A 16,115-nucleotide genomic window follows, 5' to 3' on the forward strand; every position below is an offset into this window, starting at 1 on the left:
ACGGGGGATGACGGAACGGCTCATCGTGATCGGCGGGGACGCCGCCGGGATGTCCGCGGCCTCCCAGGCGCGGCGCCAGCGCGGCGCCGACGAACTGGAGATCATCGCCTTCGAGCGGGGCCACTTCACGTCCTACTCCGCCTGCGGGATCCCCTACTGGATCGGTGGTCTGGTGACCGACCGGTCGGCGCTGATCGCCCGCGAACCGGCCACCTTCCGCGACGAGTACGCCATCGACGTACGGCTGCGGCACGAGGTGGTCGGCATCGACCTGGACCGGCGCGAGGTGCTGGTCCGGGACCTGGACACCCGCGCGGAGACCCGGGAGCGGTTCGACCAGCTGATGTACGCGGCCGGGGCGGAACCCCGCAAGCCGCCGTGGGCCCGGACGGACGCGGCGGGCATCTTCGGGGTGCAGACCCTCGACGACGGTTCGGCGCTGCGCGGCTGGCTTGACGCCGATCCGGCGCCCCAGCGGGCGGTGGTGGTCGGCGGCGGGTACATCGGGGTCGAGATGGCCGAGGCGATGATCCAACGCGGCCTGTCGGTGACCCTTGTCGAGCAGGGCGACCAGCCCATGTCCACCGTCGACCCGGACATGGGCGTGCTGGTCCGGGACTCGCTGTCCAAGCTCGGGATCGACGTCCGCACGGGTTGCTCGGTCACCGGGCTCGCCGTCCGGGACGGCCGGGTACGCGCCGTGGAGAGCACCGAGGGGACGCTGCCGACCGACCTCGTGGTGCTCAGCACCGGCGTCCGCCCGAACACCGGGATGGCCGCGGAAGCCGGGCTGCCGATCGGGGTGACCGGAGGCATCCGGGTCGACCTCCAGATGCGGGTGCTCGGCATGGACCGGGTCTGGGCGGCCGGGGACTGCGTGGAGACGGTGCACCGGCTCACCGGCCAGCCCGTGCACGTGCCGCTCGGCACGCACGCCAACAAGCAGGGTCGGGTGGCCGGGCTGAACATCGGCGGTGGCTACGCCACCTTTCCGGGGGTCATCGGCACGGCCGTGACCCGGGTCTGCGACCTGGAGGTGGCCCGGACCGGGCTGCTGGAGCGGGAGGCCGAGGCCGCCGGCTACCAGTTCGTCAGCATCCGCGTCGAGTCGACGAACCGGGCCGGCTACTTTCCGGGCGCCCAGCCGATGACCGTCAAACTGATCGCGGACAAGCGCAGCGGCCAGTTGCTCGGCGCGCAGATCGTCGGCCGGTCCGAGGCGGCGAAGCGGATCGACGCCCTCGCGGTGGCCCTGTGGAACTACATGACGGTGGACGAGATGACCGGGCTGGACCTCGGCTACGCCCCGCCGTACGCCCCGGTCTGGGACCCGGTGCTGATCGCCGCCCGCAAGGCCGTCGACGCGATCCACCACGCCTGAAAGGAAGGGCACCTTCTTATCGCTTTTCGTATAGGAAGGGCCCCTTCTTAACGCGCCCCGAAGGGCGGCGCCGACGCACCCGGAGGAAGGAATTACATTCAGGTAGTTTGCGGATCGTTCAATCCGGTCAATCGACCACCATGGGCGACATCCGGGTGGGTACCTCCTCGTGGGCGGACCGGCTGCTGCTGGCGTCCGGCTGGTATCCGCGCTCCGTGAACACCCCCGCCGGCCGGTTGGCGTACTACGCGCAGTGGTTCGATCTGGTCGAGGCGGACACCGGCTACTACGCCATCCCAGCGCCGGAGACCACCTCGGCGTGGGCCGAACGCACCCCCGACGGCTTCACCTTCGACGTCAAGGCGTTCAGCCTGTTCACCGGGCACCCGACCCCGGTGGCCGCGCTCCCCGCCGACCTGCGTCCGGCCGGAAACGTCAGCCGGGTCCGCCGCCGGGATCTGCCCGCCGAGGCGTACGACGAATTGTGGCGGCGATTCCACACGGCGCTCGACCCGCTGGCGGCGGCCGACCGGCTCGGCGTGGTGCTGTTGCAGTTCCCGCCCTGGTTCGCCTACGGCGAGGCGTCCCGGCGCCGGATCCTCGACCTCGCCCAGCGGTGCCGGCCGGCCCGGGTGGCCGTCGAGGTCCGCAACGGCTCCTGGTTCGAGGGTGACAACGGGCTGCGCACCCTGACCTTCCTGCGCGAGCACGATCTGTCGTTCGTCTGCGTCGACATGCCGCAGGGACACCCGTCGTCCATCCCGCCGGTGGTGGTCGCCACCGCCGAACCGGCGGTGGTCCGCTTCCACGGCCACGCCGCCGCCTGGTCCGATGGGGACAAACAGGAAAAATTCCGGTACGCCTACTCCGACGCCGAACTACGCGAGTGGGCCGACCTGCTGACCGACCTGGCCACCCGGACCACCGAGGTTCACGTGCTGCTCAACAACTGCTGCGGCGACCAGGCGCAGCGGGACGCCACCCGGCTGGCCGAGTTGCTGGGCCGGCCGACCCCCGAACTCCCCCGTCAGCGGGCCGGCGCAGTGGGCAGGAACACCGGGTTACCGGTACGTGGGCACTAGACTCTGCCAGCGTGCAACCGCAACCGCAGGGTGAGGACCGGCTTCGGGTCTCCGACGCCGAACGCGAGCAGGTCGTGGAGCTGCTCGGCCAGGCCGCCGCCGAGGGCCGGCTGACCCTCGACGAGTACGCCGAACGGGCCAGCGACGCGCACTCCGCCCGGACCCGGGGCGAGCTGGCGAAGCTGACCGAGGACCTGCCGGTGCCGCGCCCTGCCGGAGCTCCCCAGGTGGCGCCGTTCCCGACCGTCGCCCACCAGCCGGCCACCCAGCCGCCGGTGGTCGAGCGGATGGTCGCGATCTTCTCGAGCGAGTCCCGCAAGGGACGCTGGCCGGTACCCGGATGGGTGCAGGCCAGATCGGTGTTCGGAGACTGCCACATCGAGTTGCAGGAGGCCCAGCTTCAGCAGCCGGTGACGGTGATCGAGGCGACCGCGATCTTCGGCTCGATCACCGTGTTCGTACCCGAGGGCATCGACGTGCGGCTCACCGGCAGCGCCGTCTTCGGCACGAAGGAGTCGAAGCTGCACGGCTCGGTGCAGCCGGGCGGGCCGGTGGTCGAGATACGCGCCCGGGTCGCCTTCGGCTCGGTCACCGTCCGGCCACCCAAGCGCCGCTGGTGGTGACCGGAGGCCGGCGACCGCGACCCGGCGACCGCCGGGCCGCCGGTTGACACGTCGGGCACCAGTACATGTTGCGGCCCGCCAGCGTCCCGGTCGCGACCACGCTGCCGCAGACGTGGCAGGGCTGGCCCGCGCGGCGGTAGACGTACACCTCGCCGCCGTGCCGGTCGACCCGGGGCGGCCGGCCCATGACCTCGGGCAGGTGCTCGTCACGAACCGTGTCGATCCGTCCCTGCCGCTCGGCGAGCGCCATCAGCGCACGCAGATCCGCCCACAGCGCGTCCCAGCCGACCCTGGTCAGCTGCCGGCCCGGCAGCGTCGGCGGCAACCCGGCCCGGAACAGCGCCTCGGTGACGAAGATCAGGCCGGTGCCCGCCACCACCGACTGATCCAGCAGCAGGGCCGCGAGCGGCGTCGGGCTGCGGGCGATCCGCTCGTACCCGCGCTCCGGGTCGGCGTCGGCGCGCAGCGGATCGGGACCGAGCCGGCCACGCAGGGCCGCCACCTCGGGTGGGTCCAGCAGCTCGCACGCGGTCGGTCCGCGCAACTCCAGCCAGTGCCGGTCGCTGGCCAACCGGAGCCGGATCTGCCCCACCGGCGCCGGCGGCCCGCCGTCGCCGTCGGTGAACCGACCGTACAACCCCAGGTGTACGTGCAGGACGCGCCCGCCCGAGTAGTGGTGCAGCAGGTGCTTGCCGTACGCCTCGGTGTCCTCCAGCACGGATCCGGACAGCAGCGCGGCGCCCTCGGCGAACCGGCCCTGCGGGCTGCTGACCTGCACCTTGTCACCGGCGAACAGCTCCCGGTGTCGGGCCGCCAGCCGGTGGATCGTGTGTCCCTCGGGCACGGTGCCAAGCGTAGTCAGCGGCCGGCACCTGCGCCCGTTCGGCTCTCCCTCGCCATGCCCAGATCAACTCAATATCGGCGGAATAGGGGTATCCGAGGGCGATGGACACCCCTATTTCGCCGACATTGTGCTGATCTTGCGAGCGGCGCTGCCGAGGTTGGGGATGTGCTCGGTTGTGCCACATTCGGGCGGCTCCGCCGCGAGTGGGTGTGGCGTCTCCCGCATCGGGGTAAACCGATGGCGTCCCAGCGTAGGCGCCAGACGACCTGGCCCGCGCGTACCAGGAGGTGTGTTGTGGTCAGGATTCCCTCGCTCTCCCGACGTCGGGAGGCCGAGCCGGCCCGAGACGTCGACGGTGACGGCCGGGTCGACGGCACCGGCCGGACCGACAGCGTCAACGGCATCGACGGTGCCGGCCGGGATGGCCGGCTCGACGCGGCCGGCCGGACCGAGCCGTCGACGGCGCCGGTCTCCCCGCCGGTCGGCGGAGCGCCGGTGGTCACCGAACGGACCGACGAGCAGACGACGTATCGCAGCGCGGGCGCGGGCGAGGCCCGCAGCACCACGGACCGGGCCGACCGGGAGCGGCGTGCGGCTGAGCGGGCCGCGACGGCCCGAGCGGCGGCCGCCCGATCCGCCTCCCGCACCGACACCGGCACCATCCCGGCCGTCCCGGATCGGGCCGCGACCAACGGGTCGACCGCGACGGCCGACCGGACCGACGCGACAGGCCGGACAACGGTCACCGAGAGTCCCGACCGAACGGGCCGGGCAACGGTCACCGACCGGACCGACCAGACCGGGCGTACCGGCCCGGATGTCCTGGACCGGCCGGCGCCGGACCCCGACGTGGTGGTCGACCGCGGTCCCCGGCCCCGGGCCAGCCTGCTGGCCACGTCGAGCCTGATCCTCGGCGTCGCCGCCGCGCTGTTCGTGCTCACCGGGACGCTGGCCGGCTACGGCATGGTGCTCGGTGCGGTCGGCGCGCTGCTCGGGGTGGCCGGGCTCTCCGCGACCCGGCGCCGGCATGTGGCCGGCACCACCGAGGCGATGCTCGGCCTGGTGTTCGGGCTGGGCGCCGTGGTGCTCGGCATCCTGGCGATGACCGGACAGTTCGCCTGGCCGAGCACGGACGGCGACTGGGTGCAGCGGTTCCGGGAGTGGCTTGACACACAGTTTGTGGACCGGTTCTGAGGGGCACTAGTACGACCAGCCGGTGGTTCACCGGTGGTGAGCGCGAGAGCAGTGGTGGTTCACCCGCGTAGCGCAAATTGAGGGGCGGCGGTTCGCCGCCCCTCAGGCGTGTCTGCCGGTGCCGGCCGTCGCCCGATCCAGGCCCGGCCGCAACAAACCGTCGCCCACCAGGGGTCCAGACGCAACGATCGGCGGTACGACGCAAGTCTCGCCGGTGGATACGGCCGTGCCGGTCCGCATAGCGTTGAGGACGGCGCCAGCCCGCGAGCCGGTCGTGGCCGGGCGCGCCCGATTCCCTGGGAGCAGCGATGACGTTGGACGCCACGGACCTGTCCGGCCCGGCGCCCTCGGACCGGCGGGCCGAACGCCGGCACTTCCTGATGTGCCGGCCGACACACTTCGCGGTCGAGTACGCGATCAACCCCTGGATGGACCCGACGGCGCCGGTGGATGCCGCCCGCGCCGTCGCGCAGTGGGAGACGCTGCGGCGGACGTACCTCGATCTGGGCCACACCGTCGACCTGATCGACCCGGTACCCGGTCTGCCGGACATGGTCTTCGCGGCCAACGGCGCGACCGTGGTGGACGGCAAGGCGATGGCGGTGCAGTTCCGCGACCCGGAGCGGGCCGACGAGGCGCCCGCGTACCGGGCCTGGTTCGAACGCGCCGGATTCGAGATCCACGATCCGAAGCACGTGAACGAGGGCGAGGGCGACATCCTGCTGGCCGGCGATCTGCTGCTGGCCGGCATGGGCTTCCGGACCGCGCACGCGGCACACGGCCAGCTCCAGGAGGTGTTCGGCCGCCCGGTGATCGGTCTCCAACTGGTGGATCCGCGTTTCTACCACCTGGACACCGCGCTCTGCGTGCTGGACGAGCGGACCATCGCGTACCTGCCGGAGGCGTTCTCCCCGGGCAGCCGCGCGGTGCTGCGCCGGCTGTTCCCGGACGCGGTCCTGGCGACCGAGGCCGACGCCGTGGTGTTCGGGCTCAACTCGGTGAGCGACGGTCGGCACGTGGTGCTGCCGGTCCAGGCCACCGGGCTGGCGGCGGCGCTGCGGGACCGGGGGTACGAAACCGTCGGGCTCGACCTGTCCGAGCTGCGCAAGGCCGGCGGTGGACCGAAGTGCTGCACATTGACCGTACGCGAGAAGAGGGCGAACTGATGGTCGTCGAAGGCATGTTGCGGACCCCGTCCGCGGTGGCGGACGCCGAGCGCTGGACCGCGCACAACTACCACCCGCTGCCCGTGGTGATCGCCTCCGCCGAGGGCGCCTGGCTGACCGACGTCGACGGCCGGCGGTACCTGGACTGCCTGGCCGGCTACTCGGCACTGAACTTCGGTCACCGGCATCCGCAGCTGATCGCGGCGGCGCACGCCCAGCTCGACCGGCTGACGCTGACCAGTCGCGCCTTCATCCACGACCAGTTCGCCGAGTTCTGCCACGAGTTGGCCGAGCTGTGCGGCAAGGACATGGTGCTGCCGATGAACACCGGCGCCGAGGCTGTGGAGACGGCGATCAAGGTGGCCCGCAAGTGGGGTTACCGGGTCAAGGGTGTCCCCGACGGCCAGGCGACGATCGTGGTCGCCGACGGCAACTTCCACGGTCGGACCACCACCATCGTCAGCTTCTCCACCGACCCGGACGCTCGGGACGACTTCGGGCCGTACACGCCGGGCTTCCGGATCGTCCCGTACGGCGACCTGGCCGCGCTGACCGAGGCGGTCGACGACACCACGGTCGCCGTGTTGATCGAGCCGATCCAGGGCGAGCAGGGGGTCGTCGTACCGCCGGTCGGGTACCTGCCGGGGGTGCGGTCGCTGTGTACCGAACGCAACGTGCTGTTCGTGGCCGACGAGATCCAGTCCGGGCTCGGCCGTACCGGTGAGACGTTCGCCTGCGACAACGAGGACGTCAAGCCGGACATGTACGTCCTGGGCAAGGCGCTCGGCGGTGGCATCGTGCCGGTGTCGGCCGTGGTGGCCGACCGGGAGGTGCTCGGCGTGCTGCGCCCCGGCCAGCACGGCTCCACGTTCGGCGGGAACCCGCTGGCCTGTGCCGTCGCCGTCGAGGTGGTCCGACTGCTGGCCACCGGGGAGTTCCAGCGCCGTTCGGCGGAGCTGGGCGAACGGCTGCACGGTCGGCTGCGCGGGCTGATCGGCAAGGGCCTGGTCGCGGTGCGCGGGCGTGGCCTGTGGGCCGGCATCGACATCGACCCGGCGCTGATGACCGGCCGGCAGGCGTGCGAGCGGCTGGCCGAGCGGGGCATCCTGGCCAAGGACACGCACGGCTCGACCATCCGGCTGGCGCCGCCGCTGGTGGTGACCGCCGAGGAGCTGGACCACGCCGTCGACCAGCTCGCCGCCGTGCTGGCCGGCTGACCACGCGGTCAGGCTGACAACGCGGTCAGGAAGGGCCCCTTGTTATACAAAAAGCGATAACAAGGGGCCCTTCCTAACCTCCCAGTCAGTCGACCGGGCGCATCGTCATGGTGGGCGCCTCGGCCATCACCGACGCCGGGGCGAAGGTCGCCCCCGAGGGCAGGTCGGCGGCCCGGCCCACCTGGACGCCCGGGTAGAGCTCCACGAAGTCGCCGGGGGCCAGGGCCCGGGTCTGCTGCCGGCTCAGCGCCAGCCGCCGGTCGTCGTCCAGCGAGCCGCCCGGGCGGATACCCGAACCGTTGGTGCTGACGTCCCGGGCGACCAGTTCGGCGCCGCGCAGCTCGAACTCCACGTGGCTGCGGCTGATCCACCGCCGGGCCTCGTCGTTGAGCCACTGGCCGAGCATCACCCCGTCGTCCCCCTCGGGGGCCCGGCCCACCGGGACCGGCCGGTCGGACACCACGAAGCGGCGGCGGACCAGCCCGCCGATCCGGATCGCCATGATCACGAAGCGCGGTCGAGGACCGGCGTCCGTCAACGGCCGCTCGTGCCGGGGACAGCTCGGTACGTTGCCGCGCAGCGTGGGCGGCGGCTGGCTGATCGGGGTACGGCTCACCCGGGCCAGGTCCGCGAAGGCACCGCCACCGCCACCGGCGCCGAACAGCGCGCAGCCGGGTTCGGTGCACCGCCAGATCCGGGCGAGCAGCCGGGCACCGGTCGGGGACGGCACGGGCGGAACCGGTACGGCCGTGTTGCCCACGTGCGCCGCCAGGGTGGGACCGCCGGGTCCGACCACCGGGGCGAGCACCCGGCCCGGCTGGCTCAGCCAGGGGAACCGGCCGCGCAACCCGTCGAACCGGGTACGGGTCAGCAGCGGCAGCCCGAGCAGGTCGGCCACCTCCAGCAGCCGGTCTCCCGGGTGGGCCAGCACCTCGACCAGGCCGTCGTCGGCCCAGCGCCGGACCACCATCCGCTCGTTCGAGGTCAGGTCGGCGTCCGAGAGCAGACCCCGGTGGACCACCGCGTAGACCTGGGCGCCGTCCTCCTGCAACTGCCGGCCGAGCGCGTCGATGACGATCCCCAGCCGCAGCATGCTCGCCGGGCGTCCCCGGTCCAGGTCGGTGAACCGGACCAGCTCGGCCAGGTCGACGACCGCCCGCACCAGGGTGGGATCGGTGGTGACCCGGCCCTCGATCGCGTCGAGGACCTTGCTGATCTCGAACCTCACGCCACTTCCTCCGCCATGCGCAGACCTTACCGCCGCCGCCGCGGCCGGCGCGGAACGCCACCGGCGCCGTCCGGCGGCCGGTCACTCGCCCCGGCGCCGCAGCTCACTCGCCCCGGCGCCGCAGCGGGGCGCCGACGGTGTGCAGGTGCCGCAGCCCCAGCCGGTACGACTCCAGCAGCCCGGTCTGCTCGTACGGGATGCCCCGCTCGGCGCAGAAGGCCCGGACGATCGGCTGCGCCCGGCGCAGGTTGGCCCGGGGCATGCTCGGGAACAGGTGGTGTTCGATCTGGTAGTTCAGCCCGCCGAGCAGTACGTCCACGAACCGGCCGCCACGCACGTTGCGCGAGGTGAGCACCTGCTTGCGCAGGAAGTCGAGCCGGTCGTCGGCGGTCGGCATCGGCATGCCCTTGTGGTTCGGGGCGAAGGAGCAGCCCATGTACAACCCCCACAGCCCCTGGTGGACCGCCACGAAGGCCAGCGCCCGCCCCGGGGACAGCACGGTGAACACCGCGCCGAGGTAGCCGGCCAGGTGCAGCAGCAGGAGCAGTGCCTCCGCCCGCCGGTGTCGCATCGGCACGCGGTGACCGACGCCGCCGGGTCCGCGCCCGAAGACCGCGCGCAGGCTCGCCACGTGCAGCGCCAGCCCTTCGAGGGTCAGCATCGGAAAGAACAGGTACGCCTGCCGACGCGCCAGCCAGCGGCCGAAACCCCTGGTGGCGGCGGCCTGCTCGGTGGTCCAGACCAGCGCTCCGGCGCCCACGTCCGGGTCCTCGTCCTCGTGGTTCGGGTTGGCGTGGTGCCGGGTGTGCTTGTCCACCCACCAGCCGTAGCTGAGGCCGACGGCGAGGTTGCCGGCCAGCAGCCCGACCAGTTCGCCCGGTCCCCGGCGGCGGAACATCTGCCGGTGGCCGGCGTCGTGTCCCAGGAAGGCGACCTGGGTGGTGCCGACCGCGAGCAGCACGGCCACCAGCAGTTGGGCCCAACTGTCGCCGACGGCGAAGAACACCGCCCAACCGGCCACGAGCGAGCCGCCGGCCCCGACCACGGGCAGCAGGTACCGCGCGGTACGCCGCTTCAGCAGCCCGGCCCGGTCGATTCGCCTGGACAACTCGGAGTAGTCACTTCCCCGCCGCCCTGCGGGAGCCGCCAAAGCCTGAGCCGTCACTGTTACCCCCGAAGCCCGTGGTGGGCGCCCATCCGGACGGATCGGCGTCTCCCCCAGTCTTCGGGCGAAGATCGCTGTCAGTAATCCCGTGTGCCCCCGCATCCCCGGTGGGGTAGGCCCTACCGGGATCACCCCTACCCGTGATCACCCAGGCCGATCTCCGGCGGCCGGGTCTGCTCGTGCACCCAGGCTGCGTAGTCGGGGTTGCCGGAACCGACCAGGACCACCTCGATCTCCGGGACGGTGTACGGGTGGGCGCCCCGGATGTGCTCCACCAGCGCGTCGACGCGGTCCGTGGCGGTCTTGAACCGCACCACCCACTCGCGGCTGGTCTCCACCCGGGACTCCCACCAGTAGGTGCTGTCCACCTGGCCCCCGACCTGGGCGCATGCCGCCAGCCGACTGGTGACAGCCGCCGCGGCGAGCAGGTCGGCCACCGCGCGGGCGTCCACCACCGTGGTGATGATGCTGAATTCCTTCACGACCGGCACCCTACGCCGCGACGGCCCCCGGACGGTTGTTCTCGACCCATTCGTCGATCCGGGACCACCACTCGAAGAGCCAGTCGATGCGTTCCTGCCGCTCCGCCGGGATCTCCTCGGGTGGCACCGACCAGAACCGCATGAGGATGACCTTGTCCATCGGCAGTTCCCGCCAGACGTCCGCGACGGTGATCAACCGGTCCAGCCCGGTGTGCGCCACGAAGATGACCCCGGCGTCGGGGGCGGCGTCCAGGGCCGCCAGCACGCCGCCGGGGCGCGGTGCGAGGACGTTCCGCATCGCCTCGGCGCGTACGGCCATCGCCTCCAGGCCCCGGGTACGCAACCGGGCGATGGCCCGGATCCGGCGGCGCGGGGTGAAGTTGCCGCCCTCCGGGAAGATGACCAGGGCGTCGTTGTGGTCCAGGCCGGTGGCGAGGTGACCGACCTGGTCGGCCAGCGGGTCGGTGGGGCCGGGGTGTGCGGCGATGAACCGGTTGGGCAGCCGGTTGAGCATCACGTCCACGGCCGGATCCCATTGGAGGGTGTCCTTCAGCACGATCCGCGGCTCCCGGGCGAACCAGTTCACCAGGGCGTGGATGAGGATGAACGAGTCACCGGGCCCGGCGTGCCGGCTGAGCACCATCTCGGGCCGGCCGGGCAGGGCCGTATCCGGATCGGTGCCCACCACCTCGATCCGCAGCCGCAACGCCCACCGGGCCTGCCAGAACAGCGCGGTGAGGAACTGCCCGACCAGTACGTAGTGCGCCCGTTGGAAGGCCGGTGACCGCTTGTGCCGGCCGAACCCGGAGGCGAGCCAGAGGATGAACAGGGCCAGGACCGCCGCGGCGTCCCAGACGACGTACACGGTGGCCAGCCACAGCAGTCGCAGCGGCCGTAACCGGCCGGGCACCAGCGGTGAGATGGCGGCGGCCAGTAGCAGCCACACCGGGAGGGTCCCGGCGAGCAGCGCCGCGAGCAGGACCACCGCGGGGGCCAGCACGACGCGGCGCACCCAGCGGGGTGGCAGCGGCATCACCCGTCCCCGAGCGAGTCCAGGTAGTGCCGCGACGCCGTGTAGGCCCGGCTGATCCGCCGGCCCACCGCCGCCAGGTCCCGGTACGCCCACGGCGAGTCGTCCCGCGGATCGAGCCCACCGGTCGGCAGCACGTGGACCTCCACGCCGGGCGGCAGCGCCGCCATCTCCCGGGCGAACCGGTGCCGGCGGGCGATCTCGAACGCCACCTGGGCGATCTCCCACGGCCGGCGCGGTGGGCTGAGTGGTCGCTCGATCCGCCCCACCTGGAGCACGTAGATCCGCCGCGCCCCGGCCAGCACCGCCTCGCTGATCGGGATCGAGTTCACGATCCCGCCATCGATGTAGTGGCTTCCATCGATCTGCATGGGTGGCAGCAGCCCCGGCACGGACGCGGAGGCGAGCACCGCGTCGACCAGCGGACCGCTGTCGAACCAGTGCTCGGCGGCCCGTTCGATGTTCGCGGCACAGCACCGGAACGGGACCTTCAGGTCGGCGAAGGTGCGCTCGGCACCCAGCTCGCTCTCCAACAGCCGGCGCAGTGGCACCGGCGAGTGCAGGTGGGTACGGGCGGCGAACCGGCGCAGCTGGCGGGCCACCGAGTCGCCGTACACCTCGCTCGCCTCCGGCGAGGACCAGAGCCGGACCAGCCGGTCGGTGACCGCTTCGGTGGGGTCGGCGGCGACCAGGGCGCCGTTCACCGCCCCGATCGAGGTGCCGATGACCAGTTCGGGCCGGATGCCGGCGCGGAACAGCGCGCGCAGCATCCCGACCTCCACGGCGCCCAGCACCCCGCCGCCACCGAGCACGAACGCCACCGGGCCAGCCATCATGCCCCCATCCTGGCACGGCGCCGCCGCTGTCCCGTCGCTGCTCCCCGCCGCCCGCCGGTGGGCCGAGGGACCCGACTCGGCGGCCGGGCGGTCAGTGCGGCGCCGGTACGAGTTTCGAACGGGTGGGGTGCGGCTGCGACTCGACGGCCCAGTGCCGGTAGACCCGCTCGTACCCCTCGGCCATCCGCTCCGCCGAGAAGCAGCGCCGGACGTGCGCGACGCAGGCCGCCGGATCGATCGCGGCCACGTCCCGCAACGCCGGCGCCAGATCCACGGGGTCGTCGCAGATCAGTCCGGTCTCGCCATGGTTGACCAGTTCGGGCACGGCGCCCCGGTTGAGCGCGACCACCGGGGTTCCGGTCGCCATGGCCTCCAGCATCACCATGCCGAACGGTTCCTCCCAGCGGATCGGCATGATCAGACAACGGGCGGCGAGCAGCAACTCCTGGCAGGTGGCGCGGTCGGCGTTGCGCAACAGGGTCACGTCCGGCCCGATGAGTGGCTCGATCACGTCCCGCAGGTACTCCTGCTCGACGGGCTCGTTGCACTTGCCGGCCAGCACCAGCGACAACCCGGCCGCCCGGCAGGCGTGAATGGCCAGGTCGGGGCCCTTGTCCGGGACGTACCGGCCGAGCCACAGCACCGGTCCGGTGCCGGGCCGCGCCTTCGCCGGCAGGTCCCGGACCAGTCCGTTGTGTACGGTGGCCGTCCACGGCAGCCCGGGGCGGAGCTGGCGCTGGGCGTGCGAGATCGCCACCAGACCGACCGAGCGGTCCACGTCGGCCAGCACGTCGGCCAGTTCACCCGTGGGTCGATTGTGTACGGTCGCCACCGTCGGCACCGTCCGGCGGGTCGCGAAGATCGGCCCGGCCGTCGTGTGGTCGTGCACCACGTCGAACGGCTCGGCGGCGAGCAGGTGGTCGACCCGGGCGAGGTGCGCCATCTCGGGCAGGATCTGCCCGATCCGGTCCTCCCCGGGGCGCGGCATCGACGCGACGAACCTGGCCCGCGTGCCGGTCCGGGCACCCGCGCCGAACAGGGTCACGTCGTGCCCACGGGCCACCAGCGCGTCGACCAGAGCCGCGCAGACCTGCTCGAGTCCGCCGTAACCGGGCGGGGGCAGCTCGTACCACGGCGGCACGACCATGGCGATCCGCAGCGGGTCCGACGGACGTACCGGATCAGATCCGACCTCACTCACGACCAGCCTCCCAATCGCCTCGCTGACCGCCCAGCGCAGCTCCGGGCGCTGACGCATCCGCTCGAAGGCCGCGGGGCGCGGCTCGAGGGATCAGGCGGCCACCGTGATGTGGTCCTCGACGGCCGCGACCCCCGGTGCCGACCACGCCACCCGCTCCGCCTCCTCCCGTTCCAACCAGGAGTGGACGGTGCCGGTGAGCACGACGGTGTCGTCCTCGACCCGGACGACGATGCCGTCGGCGTCGGTCTCCATGCTGCGCACCAGCGCGTTCCGGATGTCCCGCCGGATGTGCTCGGGGACCGGCTGGGACCTGGGACGGACGGCCACCAGGTTGGTCACCCCACGGACCCCGGCGAGGCGCCGGACGGCCCGCTCCGCCGCGCGTTTCTGGTAACCCCACTCCACCTCGCCGCGCAGCATCACCCAGCCGTTGGAGACGGTGACGTCAAGGTTCTCGATCGGTACGAACGCATCCCACTCAAGTGCCCTGGTGGCGGCCGTGGCGATGTCCGGATCGAGCCGCTCGTCGGCGCCGGGCAGGCGTACCTCGATGTCGTTCGCGACGGCACGCACGCCGCGCAACCGGTGGGCGGTGCGCTCGGCGGCCCACTTCTTCGCGTAGCTGTCCACCCAGCCGGTGAGCGTCACGACGCCGCCGGCGACCGACACCCCCACCTCGTTGGGTTGCACCCGGGCCTCCCAGCCCAGTTCCGCCAGCACGGCCCGCTGGATCTCGACGTCGTCCCGGATGATCGCCGTGGTCATCGCCGCTCCTCCCCGGCTCCTTGCTCCTGCCGCCATCGTCGGCGCCGGCGGGGTGAGTCACCCTCGCCCGCAGCGGATGAAGGCCGGAAACCCGGGGAGAACGGCGGCGGCGGGTGTCCTGACCAACCCCCTTGGCCAGGACACCCGCCGCCTATCCGGAAGGTCCGTGGTTATGACGACTCGGCGAGCGTCACGGTTGCATTCTGCTGGGCACCATTTCGGCTGAAGGCGATCTGGACCTGATCGCCCACCTTGCCGGCCTGCACGGCCGCGACGAGGTCGTTGGAGTCCTTGATCTCCGTGTCCCCGAACTTCGTGATCACGTCACCCTGCCGGAGTCCGGCCTTTTCGGCCGGGCTGCCCGGTACGACCGTGCTGACCAGCGCTCCGCCGTTCTCGGCCGCCCCCACGCTGACCCCGAGCGACGGGTGGCTGACCTTCTGACCGCTGCGCAGCGCCTCGGCCACCGACTTGGCCTTGTTGCTCGGGATCGCGAAGCCCAGCCCGATGTTGCCGTTGCCCTGCCCGGAGGTGGCGATCGCGCTGTTGATGCCGATCACCTCGCCCCTGGTGTTGACCAGGGCGCCACCGGAGTTCCCGGGGTTGATCGGCGCGTCGGTCTGGAGCAGGCCGGAGATCGTGCTGCCGCCCTGCTGTTGCTGCTGCTGGAACGGGTTCTCCTGCTGCTCGCCCTGGTCGCTGGCCCGGATGGTCCGGTCCCGCGCGCTGATGATGCCGGCGGTGACCGAGCCCTCCAGGCCGAGCGGGCTGCCGAGCGCCAGCACCGTGTCGCCGACCTGCGTGCTGTCGCTGTCTCCGAAGGTGGCGGCGGCGAGGCCGGAGACCCCGGACGCCTTGATCACGGCGAGGTCGCTCTTGGGATCGGTACCGATGATCTTGGCGGTGGCGTTCTTGCCGTCGGCGAAGATGACCTTGACGGTGTCACCGGTGGCGCTGGCCACGACGTGGTTGTTCGTCAGGATGTAGCCGTCGGCGGTGAGGACCACGCCGGAGCCCTCGCCGTTCTGCGTGGTGATCGAAACCACGCTGTTCTGCACCTTGGCGGCGATCTTCGGCAGGTCGTTCTGGCTGATCACGGGCGCCGCCGAGTACGTCTTGGTGACCGTCGGGCCGCCGTGGTCGACCGCGAGCGCCACCACACCGCCGGCGATGCCCGAACCGGCCATCAGGGCCAGTGCCACCGCCGCCACCGCGACGTACCGGCCGGCCCGGCTCGGGGGACGGGACCCGGGCGCACCGGTCGGCTGACCGTGGGCCCAGGCGGGCAGGTCGGATCCGGGGTACTGCGGCGGGGGCGTACCGCCGGCACCGGGGGCGGGGTAGCCGGCGGGGCCGGACCAGCCGGGCTGCTGCGGGTGCTGCGAGTGCTGCCCCGGCGCCTGCCACGGGTTGTACTGGTGGCCGCCGAGGCCGGCCGGGTAGGGGCCGGACGGCTGGCCGCCGGGCGTCGTGGACCGGTCAGCGGGGCCACCGGGACCGGCATAGCCGGCCGGGCCACCAGCACCGGCATAGCCGGCCGGGCCACCAGCACCGGCGTAGCCGGCGGGGGCACCGGGACCAGCGGGGCCAGCGGGACCAGCGGCGTAGCTGGGGTAACCGGCCGGCCGGTCGGCAGGGGCGCCGGAACCGGACACGGGGGCACCGGACTGGCCGGCACCGGGGTGGTCGGTACCGGACTGGCCAGTACCGAAGTGGTCGGTACCGGAGTGGTCGGTACCGGACACCGGAGTCGCCGGCTGACCGGCGGTGGTGCTGCCGTACGGGGGGACGGAGCTGGACTCGCCGCGCTCGGCGCGGGGCAGCTCGGCGGTTGGGTGCGACGGCTCGGCGTCGGCGTTGGCCGGCGGCCGCTGCGGTTCGTTCTCGCGCTCGGTCATGTC

15 protein-coding genes are annotated in these 16,115 nt (G+C 72.6%); 6 read left to right on the plus strand and 9 right to left on the minus strand.

Annotated elements, in window-relative coordinates:
* Positions 1-7 precede the first annotated feature (7 nt).
* The 3 genes from ACXN5W_RS17995 (at position 8) to ACXN5W_RS18005 (ending at position 3,086) form a co-directional block, all read left to right on the plus strand.
* Complete coding sequence (locus ACXN5W_RS17995; RefSeq protein ID WP_473159467.1) at positions 8-1,381, plus strand: FAD-dependent oxidoreductase; 1,374 nt, start codon at positions 8-10, stop codon at positions 1,379-1,381.
* 140 nt (positions 1,382-1,521) lie between these two features.
* The gene (locus ACXN5W_RS18000) at positions 1,522-2,463 is read left to right on the plus strand and encodes a DUF72 domain-containing protein (protein WP_473159468.1); all 942 of its coding nucleotides are present in this window, start codon (positions 1,522-1,524) and stop codon (positions 2,461-2,463) included.
* An 11-nt stretch (positions 2,464-2,474) separates the two neighbouring features.
* On the plus strand, positions 2,475-3,086 hold the full coding sequence (locus tag ACXN5W_RS18005) for a DUF1707 SHOCT-like domain-containing protein (protein ID WP_473159469.1): 612 nt from the start codon (positions 2,475-2,477) through the stop codon (positions 3,084-3,086).
* Here the strand turns inward: ACXN5W_RS18005 and ACXN5W_RS18010 are convergent.
* Positions 3,052-3,930 (minus strand): Fpg/Nei family DNA glycosylase, encoded by an 879-nt coding sequence (locus tag ACXN5W_RS18010; protein ID WP_473159470.1) that lies wholly within the window; start codon positions 3,928-3,930, stop codon positions 3,052-3,054. The genes ACXN5W_RS18005 and ACXN5W_RS18010 overlap by 35 nt on opposite strands.
* 294 nt (positions 3,931-4,224) lie before the next feature.
* Between ACXN5W_RS18010 and ACXN5W_RS18015 the strand changes: the two genes are divergently transcribed.
* The 3 genes from ACXN5W_RS18015 (at position 4,225) to rocD (ending at position 7,507) form a co-directional block, all read left to right on the plus strand.
* Positions 4,225-5,124 carry a DUF308 domain-containing protein gene (locus ACXN5W_RS18015; RefSeq protein WP_473159471.1) on the plus strand — a complete coding sequence of 300 codons (900 nt, stop codon included), beginning with the start codon at positions 4,225-4,227 and terminating at the stop codon, positions 5,122-5,124.
* Positions 5,125-5,432: 308 nt separating this feature from the next.
* On the plus strand, positions 5,433-6,290 hold the full coding sequence (ddaH, locus tag ACXN5W_RS18020) for a dimethylargininase (protein WP_473159472.1): 858 nt from the start codon (positions 5,433-5,435) through the stop codon (positions 6,288-6,290).
* On the plus strand, positions 6,290-7,507 hold the full coding sequence (rocD, locus tag ACXN5W_RS18025) for an ornithine--oxo-acid transaminase (RefSeq protein WP_473159473.1): 1,218 nt from the start codon (positions 6,290-6,292) through the stop codon (positions 7,505-7,507). Before ddaH ends, rocD begins: the two co-directional genes overlap by 1 nt.
* Positions 7,508-7,592: 85 nt before the next feature.
* Here the strand turns inward: rocD and ACXN5W_RS18030 are convergent, their stop codons facing one another.
* The 8 genes from ACXN5W_RS18030 to ACXN5W_RS18065 form a co-directional block, all read right to left on the minus strand.
* On the minus strand, positions 7,593-8,735 hold the full coding sequence (locus ACXN5W_RS18030) for an FHA domain-containing protein (RefSeq protein ID WP_473159474.1): 1,143 nt from the start codon (positions 8,733-8,735) through the stop codon (positions 7,593-7,595).
* A gap of 103 nt (positions 8,736-8,838) precedes the next feature.
* A complete protein-coding gene (locus ACXN5W_RS18035; RefSeq protein ID WP_473159475.1) occupies positions 8,839-9,900 on the minus strand; it encodes a fatty acid desaturase family protein in 1,062 nt (353 codons plus the stop codon).
* Between the two features lie 134 nt (positions 9,901-10,034).
* Entirely contained in the window at positions 10,035-10,382 is a 348-nt protein-coding gene (gene cutA / locus ACXN5W_RS18040) for a divalent-cation tolerance protein CutA (protein WP_473159476.1), read from the minus strand.
* A 10-nt stretch (positions 10,383-10,392) separates the two neighbouring features.
* Positions 10,393-11,415: a 1-acyl-sn-glycerol-3-phosphate acyltransferase gene (locus ACXN5W_RS18045; protein WP_473159477.1), complete on the minus strand. Its 1,023-nt coding sequence runs from the start codon at positions 11,413-11,415 to the stop codon at positions 10,393-10,395.
* Entirely contained in the window at positions 11,415-12,248 is an 834-nt protein-coding gene (locus tag ACXN5W_RS18050) for a patatin-like phospholipase family protein (protein WP_473159478.1), read from the minus strand. The genes ACXN5W_RS18045 and ACXN5W_RS18050 overlap by 1 nt, the downstream gene beginning before the upstream one ends.
* Positions 12,249-12,339: 91 nt before the next feature.
* Positions 12,340-13,395: a glycosyltransferase family 4 protein gene (locus ACXN5W_RS18055; RefSeq protein ID WP_473159512.1), complete on the minus strand. Its 1,056-nt coding sequence runs from the start codon at positions 13,393-13,395 to the stop codon at positions 12,340-12,342.
* Positions 13,396-13,539: 144 nt separating this feature from the next.
* On the minus strand, positions 13,540-14,214 hold the full coding sequence (locus ACXN5W_RS18060) for a BON domain-containing protein (RefSeq protein ID WP_473159479.1): 675 nt from the start codon (positions 14,212-14,214) through the stop codon (positions 13,540-13,542).
* A gap of 170 nt (positions 14,215-14,384) precedes the next feature.
* The gene (locus ACXN5W_RS18065; protein WP_473159480.1) at positions 14,385-16,112 is read right to left on the minus strand and encodes a S1C family serine protease; all 1,728 of its coding nucleotides are present in this window, start codon (positions 16,110-16,112) and stop codon (positions 14,385-14,387) included.
* Between the last annotated feature and the right edge of the window lie 3 nt (positions 16,113-16,115).

This window comes from Plantactinospora sp. A48 (assembly GCF_055793945.1).

Coding starts and splice junctions, on each gene's coding strand:
- ddaH (WP_473159472.1), top strand. CDS start 5,433: ATGACGTTGGACGCCACGGACCTGTCCGGCCCGGCGCCCTCGGACCGG.
- ACXN5W_RS18045 (WP_473159477.1), bottom strand. CDS start 11,415: ATGCCGCTGCCACCCCGCTGGGTGCGCCGCGTCGTGCTGGCCCCCGCG.
- ACXN5W_RS18060 (WP_473159479.1), bottom strand. CDS start 14,214: ATGACCACGGCGATCATCCGGGACGACGTCGAGATCCAGCGGGCCGTG.
- ACXN5W_RS17995 (WP_473159467.1), top strand. CDS start 8: ATGACGGAACGGCTCATCGTGATCGGCGGGGACGCCGCCGGGATGTCC.
- rocD (WP_473159473.1), top strand. CDS start 6,290: ATGGTCGTCGAAGGCATGTTGCGGACCCCGTCCGCGGTGGCGGACGCC.
- ACXN5W_RS18065 (WP_473159480.1), bottom strand. CDS start 16,112: ATGACCGAGCGCGAGAACGAACCGCAGCGGCCGCCGGCCAACGCCGAC.
- ACXN5W_RS18055 (WP_473159512.1), bottom strand. CDS start 13,395: ATGGTCGTGCCGCCGTGGTACGAGCTGCCCCCGCCCGGTTACGGCGGA.
- ACXN5W_RS18050 (WP_473159478.1), bottom strand. CDS start 12,248: ATGATGGCTGGCCCGGTGGCGTTCGTGCTCGGTGGCGGCGGGGTGCTG.
- ACXN5W_RS18000 (WP_473159468.1), top strand. CDS start 1,522: ATGGGCGACATCCGGGTGGGTACCTCCTCGTGGGCGGACCGGCTGCTG.